The 15,630-nt window shown below is 36.1% G+C and carries 12 protein-coding genes; 4 read left to right on the forward strand and 8 right to left on the reverse strand.

Going from position 1 to position 15,630, the window contains the following annotated elements; all coding sequences use genetic code 11:
* The first annotated feature begins 15 nt into the window (after positions 1–15).
* From ACYQ1E_RS04925 to ACYQ1E_RS04935, 3 genes are read left to right on the forward strand one after another with little or no spacing between them, the layout of a single operon-like run.
* Positions 16–1,179 carry a thiolase C-terminal domain-containing protein gene (locus ACYQ1E_RS04925; RefSeq protein WP_459875990.1) on the forward strand — a complete coding sequence of 388 codons (1,164 nt, stop codon included), beginning with the start codon at positions 16–18 and terminating at the stop codon, positions 1,177–1,179.
* 21 nt (positions 1,180–1,200) lie between these two features.
* The gene (locus tag ACYQ1E_RS04930) at positions 1,201–1,650 is read left to right on the forward strand and encodes a Zn-ribbon domain-containing OB-fold protein (RefSeq protein ID WP_459875993.1); all 450 of its coding nucleotides are present in this window, start codon (positions 1,201–1,203) and stop codon (positions 1,648–1,650) included.
* 47 nt (positions 1,651–1,697) lie between these two features.
* The gene (locus ACYQ1E_RS04935) at positions 1,698–2,186 is read left to right on the forward strand and encodes a Zn-ribbon domain-containing OB-fold protein (RefSeq protein ID WP_459875996.1); all 489 of its coding nucleotides are present in this window, start codon (positions 1,698–1,700) and stop codon (positions 2,184–2,186) included.
* 109 nt (positions 2,187–2,295) lie between these two features.
* On the opposite strand, the gene ACYQ1E_RS04940 is transcribed toward ACYQ1E_RS04935, so the two are convergent.
* From ACYQ1E_RS04940 to ACYQ1E_RS04955, 4 genes are all read right to left on the reverse strand, one after another.
* Positions 2,296–2,685, reverse strand: coding sequence for a hypothetical protein (locus tag ACYQ1E_RS04940; RefSeq protein ID WP_459875999.1), 390 nt, complete (start codon positions 2,683–2,685; stop codon positions 2,296–2,298).
* A 36-nt stretch (positions 2,686–2,721) separates the two neighbouring features.
* Positions 2,722–2,925 (reverse strand): hypothetical protein, encoded by a 204-nt coding sequence (locus ACYQ1E_RS04945; RefSeq protein ID WP_459876001.1) that lies wholly within the window; start codon positions 2,923–2,925, stop codon positions 2,722–2,724.
* A gap of 71 nt (positions 2,926–2,996) precedes the next feature.
* Positions 2,997–5,507, reverse strand: a complete 2,511-nt coding sequence (locus tag ACYQ1E_RS04950) for a pyruvate formate lyase family protein (RefSeq protein WP_459876004.1) — start codon at positions 5,505–5,507, stop codon at positions 2,997–2,999.
* A gap of 54 nt (positions 5,508–5,561) precedes the next feature.
* Positions 5,562–5,726, reverse strand: coding sequence for a benzylsuccinate synthase gamma subunit family protein (locus ACYQ1E_RS04955; RefSeq protein ID WP_459876007.1), 165 nt, complete (start codon positions 5,724–5,726; stop codon positions 5,562–5,564).
* 652 nt (positions 5,727–6,378) lie between these two features.
* On the opposite strand from ACYQ1E_RS04955, the gene ACYQ1E_RS04960 reads away from it, so the two are divergent.
* On the forward strand, positions 6,379–8,040 hold the full coding sequence (locus tag ACYQ1E_RS04960; RefSeq protein ID WP_459874985.1) for an IS1634 family transposase: 1,662 nt from the start codon (positions 6,379–6,381) through the stop codon (positions 8,038–8,040).
* Positions 8,041–8,639: 599 nt separating this feature from the next.
* On the opposite strand, the gene ACYQ1E_RS04965 is transcribed toward ACYQ1E_RS04960, so the two are convergent.
* The 4 genes from ACYQ1E_RS04965 to ACYQ1E_RS04980 all read right to left on the reverse strand — a co-directional run bounded on the left by ACYQ1E_RS04965 (position 8,640) and on the right by ACYQ1E_RS04980 (position 15,496).
* Complete coding sequence (locus ACYQ1E_RS04965; protein ID WP_459876010.1) at positions 8,640–11,150, reverse strand: pyruvate formate lyase family protein; 2,511 nt, start codon at positions 11,148–11,150, stop codon at positions 8,640–8,642.
* Between the two features lie 596 nt (positions 11,151–11,746).
* Positions 11,747–13,132 (reverse strand): OmpP1/FadL family transporter, encoded by a 1,386-nt coding sequence (locus ACYQ1E_RS04970; protein WP_459876013.1) that lies wholly within the window; start codon positions 13,130–13,132, stop codon positions 11,747–11,749.
* 382 nt (positions 13,133–13,514) lie between these two features.
* A complete protein-coding gene (locus ACYQ1E_RS04975; RefSeq protein WP_459876015.1) occupies positions 13,515–15,029 on the reverse strand; it encodes a hypothetical protein in 1,515 nt (504 codons plus the stop codon).
* Positions 15,030–15,154: 125 nt separating this feature from the next.
* Positions 15,155–15,496, reverse strand: a complete 342-nt coding sequence (locus ACYQ1E_RS04980) for an ANTAR domain-containing protein (protein WP_459876018.1) — start codon at positions 15,494–15,496, stop codon at positions 15,155–15,157.
* Between the last annotated feature and the right edge of the window lie 134 nt (positions 15,497–15,630).

Below are 15,630 nucleotides of genomic sequence, written 5' to 3' on the forward strand. Positions count from 1 at the left end.
TAAGGAGGAATTAATATGGCCAGAAGAGTTGGTATAATAGGGATTGGTCAAACCAAACATGGAAATCGTTCTGAGATTACTTATCCTGATTTAGTCAGAGAGGCGGTAGTTGCTGCACTTAAAGACGCCAATATTACGCCAGAAGATATTGAGGGGATTGTATTTGGAACCATGCCCTCAATGATGGAAGGTGTAGCTTTAAATCATTTATATCTAGCAGACGCCTTGTGTGCAGTGGGAAAACCAATTTTAAAGACAGAAACCTGTGGTTCCACTGGGGTATCCTTAGCATTAACTGGATATTATTGGGTGGCCTCAGGTATGGCTGATTTAATCATGGTAGTGGGCAGTGAAAAAATGCATGAGGGAGATAGCCAGGCCACAATGACTACAGTAGCTGAACCTTTTTATCTCCGTTACTTTTTATCTGGTGCTCCAGGAGTTTTTGCCCTTCAATCCCATCAATGGTCACACAGGTACAATATACCTGATAAAAAGGCGAGAGAGGCGGCTACCAAACTCTCTTATGATCACCATAAAGATGCCTTAGATAATCCTTTTGCTCATATTAAAAAGGAGCTGAGTGTTGAAGAGATCGAGAATGCAAAGGTAGTTGTCTATCCAATTAGACTCTGGGATGTGTGTCCTAACTCTGATGGGGCCTGTGCGCTAATCTTTGCCTCAGAAGAAATGGTTAAGAGATTAGGCAGAGATGCAGCCTGGATTAAAGGTGTTGGGTATAGAGGGGATGAATATTGGTTTGGTGATAGTGATAAAGTTAGATGGCAAAGTGCAATTGAAGCTGCAAAGGAAGCTTATAAAATGGCAGGCATTACAAATCCCAGAAAAGAACTGGATGTTGCTGAAATTTATAATCCTTTTACTTATCTGGAACTTGCCTTTTTGGAATGTTTTGGTTTTTCTGAGCCTGGTAAAGCCGCTGATGATACACTCAAAGGAACTTTTTCAAGAGATGGAGAACTCCCCTGTGATCCTTCAGGAGGAGTCTTGTGTACAAATCCAATTGGTGCCACAGGTCTTGTGAGAGTGGCCGAGGCATCTTTACAGGTATTGGGAAGAGCAGGTTCTCATCAAATAGATGGAGCAAAACTCGCTTTTGCACATGCAATGGGAGGAATAAGTCAATTTAATGGAGTGATGATTGTGGGTTCAGAGTAAAAAATCATTAGGAGGAAAAAGATGGATAAACATTATGGCACCTTATATAGTGAAGTAAAATTACCATTTAAATTTTCAGTTGGACCTGTTTTCTTTAAATTCTATGAGGCGTTAAAAGAAAAGAAAATCATTGGTAACACTTGTCCAAAATGTAATATGACCTTGGTTCCACCTAGATCTTTTTGTCCTGTCTGTTATGTAGAAATGGGAGATTACCAAGAAGTTTCACAGCTAGGAAAGATTGTATCATGGACAATTGTAAACCAGCCAATTCACGGTGCTTCGTTAAATGTTCCTTACATTGTTGGTCTAATCAGATTAGAGGGGACAGATTGCAATTTTCTTCATTTAATAGGAGGTATAAAGCCATCTGAATATCAAAAATTAAAACCAGGTATAAAGGTTCAAGCAAGGTGGAAAGAAAACAGAAAAGGACATCTCCTTGATATAGCCTTTTTTGAACCAATTTAAAAATTTATAAAAAGTCAGATTTGCCTATAATACATCAGGAGGATAACATGATTACCTTTGATAAAAAAGGAAATCCAATAATAGAACAAGAAGCTACTTTAATATATAACCTTTCCTTTGGACCTATATGGCATAGATTTTTTCAGGGATTTAAAAATAAAAAGATTTTGGGTACAAGATGTCCCAAATGCAAGCGTGTCCTTGTCCCTGCCAGGGGTTTTTGTCCAAGATGTTTTGTGGAGATTGACGAATGGGTGGAGATTTCTCAACAGGGAATTTTAGAAAGTTGGGTCTTAGTTAACTATGAATATTATAATATGCCAATAGAACCTCCCTATATAGTAGCATCTATTAGATTAGATGGAACTGACTGCTCTTTTATTCATATGGTCGGAGGATTTGACTTAACTAATATTGATGTTGTAAATAAACATATCAAAATTGGTGACAGAGTAGAAGCAGTATGGAGAAAAGAAAGATATGGAAATATTTTAGATATTGAATATTTTAAACCTGTCAAAATAAAGGAACACTAATATTGTGATTTTCTTTATTTCACTTCTCTCTTGAGGAAAATCTTTTCCTTAAAAGGACTTCTAGACCTCAAGACCTAGAAGTCCTTTTAAATACAATTAAGAATCAACCTTATTTTTTCACAGCTTTTTCCATCTGTCTCTGGGCTCGTCTGTACTGAGGATCTGCACATTCTGCACCATCTGTATCAATAAGTTCTAATTCCTCATAATATTTGCACTTAGATGCATCCATATTGAACATTGTCATCATACCTGCATCACCCTCTGTTACAAATACAGGTGGCTCTGCATTTAAGTCACTCCCAACCTTCAATACAGCACAGAACCCCCTCCCATCAGATGCCCATGCGTTCTCTGAAAAATGCTTACATTTACCACAGGCCTTCTCTGGTACAATTTCCCGCCCTTCTACTCCTTTTGGCTTTGATAAAGTTGACACCATCTGCTGCCGCATCTTTTCCCAAGTATCATCTTTTTGACGTCTTCTTCTTCTTATCATCTTCTCCCTCCTTTTTGTTACTGACTGACTGTCAATTTACTCATTTAAGCCTGCTGATTTATCCCACACATGATCACCTGGTTTTACAATACGTACTGCCTCACCCTTTAACTCATCTGTTCCTATCCATTCCATACACTTGGGACATTGCCTGAGGGACAAACTATCATCTATCTTGGGATTATATAAATATCTAAATTGTTTTACTTGTGCCTCATATCCACATGCTGGACATTTCATCTTCTTCCTCCTCCATAGGTTAGCAACTTTATAAATTAAACCCCGACCTAAAGGATCGGGGTTTAAAGCTTTTATTTACCCAATTCCTGAATAGTCCTTTGAATAATATTGTCTTGGGTCTTACGACTAATATCTACAAAGTGGGCACTATATCCTGCAACACGTACAATCACTTCCTGATACTTCTCTGGATCCCTTTGAGCTGCACGAAGGGTAGCATCATCTACCATATTGAACTGTACGTGGTCATTACCCAAATCTGCCCAGGTCTTCACATAGGCCTTAAAGAGCTTAAATCCCTTTTCTCCAGCAAGCTGAGTTGGAGAAAGCCTCTGATTTAAGAGGAAAGCACGACCCATGGTCACATGGTCTATTTTTCCGCATGATTTAAGCACTGCTGTTGGACCTTTTTTATCCAGACCTGGTCCAGGGGATACTCCGCCATCATACAATGCATCTCCTCTCCTGCGCCCGTTTGGTAAAGCACCAACTACGTTTGCATAATGGATATTACCACTTACGTTTTCTGGAAGTGGTGGAAATGGTTTGCCTTCTGGACCTTTGATCTCCCAGGAATGCTCACAAATATCCTTTAGACACTGTACCATAATGCTATCTACATAATCATCATCATTACCCCATTTTGGAGCATTCTTCACAAAATCAAGACGCATCTCTTCATAGCCTTCCCAATTAGCCTCTAAGGCGGTGAGAAGCTCGTCCATTGTGTATTTCTTTTCTTCATAAATTAGTTTTTTAATAGCTGCTAAACTGTCTACATTCTCTACCCAAGTAAACCAGGTAATCCAGGTATTTCCACGTTCTCCATTGAATGGATCTACTGCGTCTGTACCTGTTTCTACTGCGCGCTCATAACAGGCTGACAAAAATGGCCTAGAGAAGAACTCAGGATCCTTTACTCTACCAAACGAAACAGTACGGATTAAGATGTCCATTAACCACCTCATCTGTTTCTTCCATGCCTCATAAAACTCTTCATAGGTCTTAAATGTCCTGGGATCACCAGTTTTTGGACCCATCTGCATGTTAACAACAGGATCATAACCATTAAAAAGAGTATATTCTATAATCTTAGCTGTATTTGCTGTACAAGAGGCCATCCGAAAAGGCTGGCATCCATATTTTGTCGGAGGACAGGGAGACATACAGGCCTGATTTACCCAGAGTCGCATTTCTTTTACTGGATGTCCATGCCAGTACATTCCATTTTCTATAAGGATTGGGTCATTACGCAAATTAGGATATCCAAGACCGTGTCTAATACATTCAAATACCTCACGCATAACCTCATCTTTTACTGCTGGATGCCATCTAAAAGAAAATGTGGGGTTGGCCACACGAACCAGCCTTGCAGCCTTTAAAAGTGCCATGGTCATTCCATTACATGCATCCTTCCCGTCTTCATCTACTCCACCTATTGTCCACACCCAGGTACCTACTATACCCTGGAGACCTTCCCGTGTCCACCTCGGTGTAAAGACACCCACTTCATAAGTCCTGATCATGTATTCACCAACAAGTTCAATGGCCTCTTCCTCTGTTATACGCTTATCAATCTCTACATCCTTTTCATAATATGGTCCATGGTTATAGTCAGGTCTAGCAGGCCATGCACCTTCAAAGGTCTCATATCTACTTAAGATATTCACAAATAAGTCAAATTGTAGGGATTCCTGCAGATTCCTTGGTGGCTTGGCTGGTACACGCTCACAGGTTTCTGCTATCCTGAGCAGCTCTTCCTTCCGTTTAGGATCACTTTCAAAATTCTCAGCAATAATTCTAGCAAGCCTTGCATATCTTTCTGCATAAGTAATAGCAGCATCCAGCACAATCTGCATGGCTTCCCATCTATGAAACTTATCATAAAGAGGTAATTGGTCAGGATGAGGTGATTCCTTTAATTTATTTCTGGCCTTCTCAACCTGCTCATCTATCATATCCATTATTCCTTCAAAACCCATTTTAAAAAGCCAAGGATAGTCGCGTGTTGAATAAGTTACTGCTGAAGAAGGGGTACCCCAACCTATGGCACCACTCATAAACTTTACTGCATCCTCAGGATCAAGTGCTTTTGTTAGCAAGTCAAGCGCTGCCTTTCCTGCCCAATAATCATTTAATTCTGCTATAAGCTTTAAGTTTTCTTCTTCAGGCTCAGGAATTATTCCAGGTTCATTATAAACCTCTTCATTTATCATACTTCCAGACTGCCAGTGCCATACCATTGTGTGGGGGGCACTACCAAGATATCCCACAAGCTGGGCATGGTCTGTAATAAAAATAGGAATATTTTCCCATACATGGGCTAAGGCCTTAGCCTTTTTTAACATAATGGGGTCATCCTCATTTTCTTTCCAGGCTTCAGTAAAGAGTTTAGGAAATTCCAAGTCAATTTTAAGTCCAGGTGTGTATACGCCCCCAAGAGCCCCCTTTTTCCATACTGCCTTTCTCAAGTAATCCAGACGTTTTGAACGTTTTTTCTCTGCAACAAACCACCATTTTTGTTCTTTTTCAAGCTCTTCTACACTCTTTTCCATTTCCTTACAATGCAAGCTCCTTTCCATTTTTAACCTCCTAATTTAATTTTTAATTTAAAAGAAATAATAACCTTAAGATAACTATTTCTTCTGAAAAGATGGACAACCAGACGCATCTTTATTAGCTTCTACAGGCTGTGTTTTGTAATATGCCTGGCGAGGGTCAACTACTCTCATAACACAATCACCTGTTGAAGAATCATCTTCCAATGGAAAAAAATTCTTACATTTCTTACAGATGGTCATCCTTTTACCTCCTTTTATTTTTTATTTATTACCCTTTACCTTTCTCATCCATTAGCATCCCAATCTCCAAAACCCAAATTTGTGCTGGTATTCTGATAAACAATATTCATACCAAGGGTGTTTGTTTTTGAATAAATACCTAACAATTACTTAACAATGCAAAAATTAAAGACTTTTGAAATATAAAAGGCAACTTTATTCACAAACAAAAACATTAAATTCGGAAATGTTGACGTGATTTTTATTTAAAAACACTGTTCAATAACTGGAAATAAATAGACAATTAAAAAAATAAGTCAACTTGGCTTCTTAATGACAATATGTTCTCAATTAACGGATGTTCGGTATTTTAAAATCAGTATAGAGGAATTGTTTTTCAAATTTAATATTAAGGCGGCATCATTATGGGACATATACAGAAATTAAGTAAAATTCTTCCTTTACAAAAAAATGAGTCTCCCGACTTTGACAGTTAGAGTAGGAAATTAGTGGAATTTGGGGGTATTTTTTTATAAAAGTTTAATCAGATCAGTTACATATATTTTTTATCAAAAAATTTTGTAGTCCTAACTTTACAATATTAATACTTTTTTATTGACTAAAAATAAAGAATTTATTAACATATCTATGCAGTCTAACTAAAGGGGGGAGTATGTTCCTTAAAGTTTCTAAGGTCAAAGGCTATGAATATGTTCGCATTGTTTATTCTTATAGAACTGAAGATAATAAAGTTAGACATAAAACCGTGGCTAATCTCGGTAGGGCCGACAAGCTCCATCTTATGTTTCCTGCTTTTGAAAAATTGTTCGAACTCTATGCCCAAAATGTTTTTACTTCTATTGATAAAATTAACACTCAAGAGGCTTGTATTAAAAATTATTCTTATATTATTATTAAAGAAATCTGGAATAAATATAAATTGGGTAATTTTTTTTCGAGTCTATTAAAAAAAAGAAGAGTTGCTTTTGATTTTGTAAAAACGGTTTTTACTTTGGTGATAAACAGATTGTTAGTAAGCGAGTTATCTAAGTTAGGGTATTTTAATAATAAAGATATGTTTTTATATCTTAATGAAGAATTATCTCTTCAGGATTTATACAAAACTTTAGATATGTTAGAAGAATGCAAAGAGGAATTAGAAGAATATTTATTTCACAGGAGTTTAAAATTAATAGATAGGGAATTAAAAGTATGTTTTTTTGATGTAACTACATTATATTTTGAGAGTAAAAAAGAAGATGAATTAAGGAAATATGGTTTAAGTAAAGATCATAAAAATAATGAAGTTCAGATAGTTCTCTCATTATTGATAGATTCTGATGGATTTCCTATAAGTTTTGATATATATGAAGGAAATAAAGCAGAAAGTAAGACGTTGTTGGACAGTCTTGATAGGCTAAAAAAGAAGTATAAATTAGAAAAAATAATCGTAGTTGCCGATAGGGGTATAAGTAATTCTTTGAATTTAAAGGAGATTAAAAAAAGGGGATATGAATATATAGTAGGATATAAGTTCAAAAATACTAAAATCCAAGATAAAATATTAGATAAAGAAGGATATGAAGTTATAACATATAATGAGAAAGAAGGAGTCTATGCATATAAGGAATTTGAGGTCCTAGAAAAAAGAAAGGTAAAGACTTCAAAAAGTTATCAAGAGATTGAATTAAATCATAAAATAGTAGCTACATATTCAGATAAAAGGACATTAAAAGACAAAAAAGAAAGAGATAAATTAATTAATAAAGTTATAAAAAAGCTTCAAAAAAATAAAATAAAAGGTAAAGAAAAATATATAGAAAAATATTGTGATGGTGGCAAAGTTAGATATAGATTAAATTTAAAGAAAATAGAAGAAGATAAAAAATATGACGGATATTATACTTTGGCGTGTTCAGATGTTAATATGCCAGCACTAAAAGTGATAAAAATCCATAAGCAAATATATAACGTTGAAAGTGCTTTTAGAGAATTAAAGACTGATTTGAATATAAGGCCTATTTATCATTACACTCCTAAAAGGATAAAAGGTCATATTATAGTCTCGTTTTTAGCCTATTTTTTATTAAAACATATAGAACATAGATTAAAATACAATAAAAAAACTCAGGACATGGTAATTACTTCAGCTGGTATAATAAATGCTTTAAAAGAGATAAATGCAATAGAAACAGACATAAATGGTAAGAAATATTATCTCAAAACCAAACATAATAAATTGGCAAGTAAGATGTTTGAAATTTTTAAAATAAAAAATATGAAACACATAATGTCTGAAGAGGAAATGAAAAAATATCTCTTTCCATCACTCTAAAGGTTTGTAGGTAAAATTCCCTCATTTTTAAAATTATAACATGCTAATATAATTGATTTTTAAACTTTTTAACTATCAAAGTCGGGATTAGCATCCCAATCTCCAAAACCCAAATTTGTGCTGGTATTCTGATAAACAATATTCATACCAAGGGTGTTTGTTTTTGAATAAATACCTAACAATTACTTAACAATGCAAAAATTAAAGACTTTTGAAATATAAAAGGCAACTTTATTCACAAACAAAAACATTAAATTCGGAAATGTTGACGTGATTTTTATTTAAAAACACTGTTCAATAACTGGAAATAAATAGACAATTAAAAAAATAAGTCAACTTGGCTTCTTAATGACAATATGTTCTCAATTAACGGATGTTCGGTATTTTAAAATCAGTATAGAGGAATTGTTTTTCAAATTTAATATTAAGGCGGCATCATTATGGGACATATACAGAAATTAAGTAAAATTCTTCCTTTACAAAAAAATGAGTCTGAAATAAAAACAAATTTTATGATGCAATAATAAAACAATATCGGTGTTGGCTGGTACTAGTCCTAAAAAATTTAACCCCGACCTAAATGGTCGGGGTTAAATTTTTTATTTACCTAATTCCTGAATCGTCCTTTGAATAATATTATCTTGTGTTTTACGGCTAATATCTACAAAGTGGGCACTATATCCTGCCACACGTACAATTACTTCCTGATATTTTTCTGGATCCCTTTGAGCTGCACGAAGGGTAGCATCATCTACCATATTGAACTGTACGTGGTCATTACCCAAATCTGCCCAGGTCTTCACATAGGCCTTAAAGAGCTTAAATCCTTTTTCTCCAGCTAACTGAGTTGGAGACAGTCTCTGATTTAAGAGGAAAGCTCGCCCCATGGTCACATGGTCTATTTTTCCGCATGATTTAAGCACTGCTGTTGGACCTTTTTTATCCAGACCTGGTCCAGGGGATATTCCGCCATCATACAATGCATCTCCTCTCCTGCGCCCATTTGGTAAAGCTCCAACTACATTGGCATAATGGATATTACCACTTACGTTTTCTGGAAGTGGTGGAAATGGCCTCCCTTCTGGACCTTTAATCTCCCATGAATGCTCACAAATATCCTTTAGACACTGTACCATAATGCTGTCTACATAATCATCATCATTACCCCACTTTGGAGCATTCTTCACAAAATCAAGACGCATCTCTTCATAGCCTTCCCAATTGGCCTCTAGGGCTGTAAGTAGCTCATCCATTGTGTATTTCTTCTCTTCATAAATTAATTTCTTAATAGCTGCGAGACTATCTACATTCTCAACCCATGTAAACCAAGTAATCCACGTATTTCCACGCTCTCCATTGAATGGGTCTACTGCGTCTGTTCCTGTTTCTACTGCACGTTCATAACAGGCTGACAAAAATGGCCTAGAGAAGAACTCAGGATCTTTAACCCGTCCAAAGCATACAGTACGGATTAAGATGTCCATCAACCATCTCATCTGTTTCTTCCATGCCTCATAAAACTCTTCATAGGTCTTAAATGTCCTGGGATCACCAGTTTTTGGACCCATCTGCATGTTAACAACTGGATCATAACCATCAAAAAGGGTGTACTCTATGATTTTAGCTGTATTTGCCGTACAAGATGCCATACGGAAAGGCTGGCATCCATATTTTGTCTGAGGACAAGGAGACATACAGGCCTGATTTACCCAGAGTCGCATTTCTTTTAAGGGATGTCCATGCCAATACATCCCGTTCTGAATAAGGACTGGGTCATTACGCAAATTCGGATATCCAAGGCCGTGTCTAATACATTCAAATACCTCACGCATAACCTCATCTTTTACTGCTGGATGCCATCTAAAAGAAAATGTGGGGTTGGCAACACGAACCAACCTTGCTGCCTTCAAAAGCGCCATGGTCATTCCATTACATGCATCCTTCCCGTCTTCATCTACTCCACCTATTGTCCACACCCAGGTACCTGTAATCCCCTGAATACCTTCCCGTCCCCACCTTGGCTGAAAAATTCCAACCTCATAAGTCCTGATCATGTATTCACCAACAAGCTCAATGGCCTCTTCTTCTGTCAAACGCTTATCAATCTCTACATCCTTTTCATAATATGGTCCATGGTTATAATCAGGTCTGTTTGGCCATGCACCTTCAAAGGCCTCATATCTGTTTAAAATATTCACAAATAAGTCAAATTGAAGGGATTCCTGCAGATTCCTTGGTGGCTTGGCTGGGACACGTTCACAGGTCTCTGCTATCCTGAGTAGCTCTTCCTTCCGTGTGGGGTCAGTCTCAAAATTTTCAGCAATAATTCTAGCAAGTCTTGCATATCTCTCTGCATAAGTAATAGCAGCATCCAACACAATCTGCATGGCTTCCCATCTATGGAATTTGTCATAAAGGGGCAGTTGGTCAGGATGGGGTGATTCCTTTAATTTATTTCTGGCCTTCTCGACCTGCTCATCTATCATATCCATTATCCCTTCAAAACCCATTTTAAAGAGCCAGGGATAGTCGCGCGTAGCATAAGTTACTGCTGAGGAAGGGGTCCCCCAACCTATGGCACCACTCATAAATTTTACTGCATCCTCTGGATCAAGTGCCTTAGTTACAAGATCGAGGGCTGCCTTGCCGGCCCAATAATCATTTAATTCTGCCATTAATTTTAATGATTCTTCTTCAGGTTCTGGGATAATCCCTTGTTCATTATAAACTTCTTCGTTAACTATACTTCCAGATTGCCAATGCCATACTATTGTATGAGGAGCACTTCCAAGATATCCCACAAGCTGGGCATGGTCTGTAATAAAAATAGGGGTATTTTCCCATACATGAGCCAAGGCCTTAGCTTTTTTTAACATAATAGGGTCATCCTCATTTTCTTTCCAGGCCTCAGTAAAGAGCCTTGGAAATTCCAGGTCAATTTTAATACCCGGTGCATAGACTCCTCCTATTGCTCCTTTCTTCCATACCGCCTTTCTCAAGTAATCCAGACGTTTTGAACGTTTTTTCTCTGCAACAAACCACCATTTTTGTTCTTTTTCTAACTGTTCAACACTCTTTTCCATTTCTTTACTATAGGTGCTCTTTTCCATCTTCTCCCCCTCCTATTTAAACTTTTTAGTCTTGAAGTTAAACAACCCTAAACCCTGAATTCAATTTATTTTTGGTTAATTCTCTTCTTTTTAAATTAAAAAATTTTCACGAAATTTATTTTTATGTAACTACTGAAATATGTCCTGTGTATAGCGAGATTTACCTCAAAGCTAAATTTTAACCTTCCACCTTTTACTTTAAATAGGCAATTTTGACCGAGCGCACAGTTCCAATAATTATCAGCTCTTTATTTTTGATATGGGAGGGTATCTACATCTCCCTCCCAAAAACCTTCTCTTTTACTTAACAACCTATAAACAACTTTTCTCTATTCAAAACAATGAGCCAAATACTTTTTTGTATTTTAACTAGCATTTTCTATACCAAAACCACATAAAATATCAATTGACTCCAATATTAAATACTTATGACGAACAGTAAAAATATATAATATACATAAACATTTAATTAGGTAACTACGTCTTATTTTTAAACATAAACATTGTTTAATTGCAAAGAAATATTATATTATTTTAAAAACAAGTCAAATTGGCTTTTAATGTCAATATGACCAAAACAAATTCATTTGTCATTCTTAAAAATTATATGTTACACTAATGGAATAGGCAATAAAATATCCTTTTTCCTCAACAGATACCCTGGCTTCAGGTTCGTTAGGTACCATACCTGTCATAAAACTTTGGTTTAAATTATTGCTCTCGCCCGCAATCATTCTATTATCCTGTTCTATAGTTGCATATTCAATTGCCCCATCTATATGCCATTTTTTGTTTAATTGGATACCTGCTCCAATGGTATAAATATGTTTATCTGAATCTGGCCATACCAGGTCATAAGTGTAGTCAGGTACAGCAGTAGGCGCATAAAAATATCCCGCCCTCAAAGTTAAAATATCTGTGGCCTTCCATTCTACACCTATTTTCCATTCTGTTGTATCCTTCCAGTCCCTATCTGAATAAATTTTAGACCCTCCAAGGGCACTTTGAAACACAGGATCTTTTATTTCAACAACCTGGGTATCATTAATTGACCACTGGGTCCACACTAAGTCGCCCTCAATAGAGAACCTTGAATTAGGCGCATATCTAAGGCCCATTTGTACCTGTCTTGGAAAGTGAAGACCCAATATGTTTACATCTGTCTTATATTTATTGATTCCCAACTGAGCTAATATGGCCTTATCAGTAGGAGATATGTTTTTTAATTTTAATTCTCCACTAAAAACCATATGAGACATTCCCCTGTAGGTTAGACCAAAAGTCAATTTTTTATTTATCTTATACATTAGTCCAAAATTAAATGAATAATTACTTGTATCAGTTGCTTCTACTTCCTCCCTAACATTACCAGTCCCCCCCAGACTAGTAAGCAATTCACGCATTGGATAGGAATGTAAGTAAGTGCCAGCTACGCCATATCCAATAGAAATTCCAAATCCAAGAGATAATTTGCGGTTTACCTTAAATGCTACAGTGGGGGTAACAGCTACCCTATAATGCCACGATTTAAAAGCATTATAGGCGCCAGGATTTTCAGTTAAAGAAGGCTTCTCATTCCAAGCAGCTCTAACTCCAAAGGGAACATTTACAAGAATGCCTGCAGCGATCCTATCATTTATGGGCATACCGAATCCTATGGCCGGGGAAGTGTCCTCTAAAACATCTGTACTATCTTCATAATCTACTGGACCAGCTATAATTTCACCTCCCTTTTCCACAGTAAAGTCTCTTTGTTCTAAATGGAGATTGGCAAACAAAACACCAACAGCGAATTGGGGACCTTTTAACTGCGTTAGGCCTGCTGGATTAAAGTACATAGCATAAACATCGTTCGCATAAGCTGCATAGGCCCCTGCCAAACCTGTTGCCTTTCCTCCCTGTTCAAATCTGTCATGCATTCCACCAAAAGCTGAAGATGTTAATAAACACAAAATAAACCCAATTAACCAAAGCTTTTTCATAAAATACCTCCTCTCTCTTTTGATTATTTGTTAAATAACCCTTAAACCCCTTACCTGAATTTAACTAATTTTTGACATTAATATTTTAGGGGAATCAAGCCAATTTAAATATAGGTTCCTACATTCGGAATTTCTAATGTTATTTCAAAACGTTTTATTTATGCAAATCCTATACCAAAATAAAGACATAAAAAAGAAACGTGCCACTCGAGTAAGATAATCATTCCTGTTTTAACCGAGCACCAATACAAAAAAAACAATAAACTCCTTTTATTAAGGATCTAATTTTTAAAATTTATTTTTTCTTGATTTAAAAGATAGATCCTCCTAAAATATATTTGTTCTCTTTATAAATAATGAGAAATTAGCAATCAACATATAACTACAATCCCATTTTTTCAGCTATCTGGTATTGGATTCCAATATCCCGTCTGAGATCCAGTCTATTTCCCTTTGGATCCTCCCTTGGAATTACCCTAACTTTTCCTAGGTCATAGGCATTAAGCAGTTTGCTCCTTAGCCTTTCTGCTACAACACTTCTTGATGTATTATCTTTTACCTGTCCATTTGCAACCATGTAAATTATTCTAGTGCCGTCAGAAAAAAATCCCTTTTCTTTTGAAAATCCCATACCAGATGGAACCAGTTGTATACCCTTTTTCTTAAAATAATCAAAGTCAATTTCCACAGGCTCAAATTTAGTTACACTCCATGGATATCCCTTTTGACCATCTGGTCCACCTGGCCCTGTGACCAGGGCTATACAAATACAGATTTGGTCATCTCGTACTTCAGGTTCTATTTCATTTAAATTTCCTTTAAACATGGCTTCAATAAGGTGACCTAAATTCCTAACCCTTTTTACTACTGCCTGGAATTCAGGTTCTCCTGCCCTTATGTTAATTTCACATACCCTTATTTTGGTAGGCTTAAGCTTTCCTTCTCCATTTAGTTTAAAAGAGACAAAACATCCAGGATACAAAATGCAGGGCCTAAGCCCGCCATTTTTCATTAGATACTTAACAAGTGGAGCTGCTATAGTTTTTTTAGCCATGTCTATTAATTCTTCTGACTCAAAAGGATGAGGGGATATTGCTCCCATACCTCCAGTAATTGGATTGGTCTTATCAGATGTGCCTTCAAATCTCTCTGGATAGTCCATGGCTGTAGGGAGTACTTGGTAATTGCCATTTTTGTCCACAAATATAGTAAAACTGATTTCAACGCCCGACATGCGGGATTCAATTAAAAGAGGCCACATAGAATTCCCGAACATTTTTTTATAATTTTTCTTATAATCTTTCATTAATGTGGAATAGACATCATTTATCTCCCATGTATTTAAGATTACCCTTGCGCCTTTTCCCCCAGCGCTATAAGGATATTTAAGTACTGCTCCACCAAATTCATGAATATAGTCAAGAGAAGTAGATAAAACATCCTTATAGGATCTGGCATCTACTACACACCATTTATCTGCCACAGGAATATTCATGTCTTTACATACTTCTTTGCACTTTGCCTTATCTCCTTCTATAAATGCAAATTCTTTGGTTAATCCAACTATCTTATCTCCAAATCCTTTTTTGTCCAGCATATCTACTAAACCATTAAAGAGGAGGGCCTCTGGCAATGGAACCACATAGTCTAATTTTCTATCTTTTAATCCCTTCTCTATGGCTAGGGAGTAACTTCCAACACTGTTATCCTTAGTTTCAATAAATTCAATAGGTATGTTTTGGAGTTTTGCAAATTCAGGCATAGATGAAGTACCTCTTATTACAACCCCTGTGTAACTTCCTTTGTATAAATCACTGATAGCAGTGGATACAGTATATGCAGACAGATATGTCCTTCCATCTGTACCTGCGAACCCAATTCTTTTTTTTGATACCATTATGAACTTCACCCCTTTCTGTTTAGATTATAAACTAAAAAACAAAAAATGTAAACCTCCCCTTTTCTTAGCCAAAAATTTTTTTTCTTTTCAATGGGTTAAATAAGTGAGTTTATTAAACCAGATTAATCATTCATTATGGTAGAAAATTCTTTTAAGGTCTTTAATGTCTCTACATTGGGGTCAAGAGGAACTTGTAGGGTCTTTAAATATTCGTATTTACCAATTGTAATTAATCGTGGTCGTGGGTCTTTTTTTGCCCCTCTGTTAATAACATCTAATTTGGGTTCAATGGGCATGGATAAGTCCGCTACAATAATTTTAAAATCATCAGATTCCACTGCTTTTCTGTATGCAAATATGTTCAGATAAGAAACTGGATAAAAACCTCTACTTTTCAGCTCATTAAATAGATACTCTTTTCTTGCAGGATCGTCTGAAATTACTAAGGCCCTCTGTTTAGTCATTTTTTCCCCCTTTCTTGTTGATTTTATTTAAAAGGAGACCTTAAAATTTTTAGCCATCACTTCTTTGTTATCCAGTATAATAAAACAAAAAGCTATTTTAATTCCTTTGAACTAAGCTCAAAAAAGATAATTAG

The sequence above is a fragment of the Desulfothermus naphthae genome (assembly GCF_054657475.1).

Excerpts from the sequence above, each read along its gene's own strand:
- ACYQ1E_RS04925 (WP_459875990.1), top strand. The coding sequence starts at position 16 with ATGGCCAGAAGAGTTGGTATAATAGGGATTGGTCAAACCAAACATGGA.
- ACYQ1E_RS04930 (WP_459875993.1), top strand. The coding sequence starts at position 1,201 with ATGGATAAACATTATGGCACCTTATATAGTGAAGTAAAATTACCATTT.
- ACYQ1E_RS04935 (WP_459875996.1), top strand. The coding sequence starts at position 1,698 with ATGATTACCTTTGATAAAAAAGGAAATCCAATAATAGAACAAGAAGCT.
- ACYQ1E_RS04940 (WP_459875999.1), bottom strand. The coding sequence starts at position 2,685 with ATGATAAGAAGAAGAAGACGTCAAAAAGATGATACTTGGGAAAAGATG.
- ACYQ1E_RS04945 (WP_459876001.1), bottom strand. The coding sequence starts at position 2,925 with ATGAAATGTCCAGCATGTGGATATGAGGCACAAGTAAAACAATTTAGA.
- ACYQ1E_RS04950 (WP_459876004.1), bottom strand. The coding sequence starts at position 5,507 with ATGGAAAGGAGCTTGCATTGTAAGGAAATGGAAAAGAGTGTAGAAGAG.
- ACYQ1E_RS04955 (WP_459876007.1), bottom strand. The coding sequence starts at position 5,726 with ATGACCATCTGTAAGAAATGTAAGAATTTTTTTCCATTGGAAGATGAT.
- ACYQ1E_RS04960 (WP_459874985.1), top strand. The coding sequence starts at position 6,379 with ATGTTCCTTAAAGTTTCTAAGGTCAAAGGCTATGAATATGTTCGCATT.
- ACYQ1E_RS04965 (WP_459876010.1), bottom strand. The coding sequence starts at position 11,150 with ATGGAAAAGAGCACCTATAGTAAAGAAATGGAAAAGAGTGTTGAACAG.
- ACYQ1E_RS04970 (WP_459876013.1), bottom strand. The coding sequence starts at position 13,132 with ATGAAAAAGCTTTGGTTAATTGGGTTTATTTTGTGTTTATTAACATCT.
- ACYQ1E_RS04975 (WP_459876015.1), bottom strand. The coding sequence starts at position 15,029 with ATGGTATCAAAAAAAAGAATTGGGTTCGCAGGTACAGATGGAAGGACA.
- ACYQ1E_RS04980 (WP_459876018.1), bottom strand. The coding sequence starts at position 15,496 with ATGACTAAACAGAGGGCCTTAGTAATTTCAGACGATCCTGCAAGAAAA.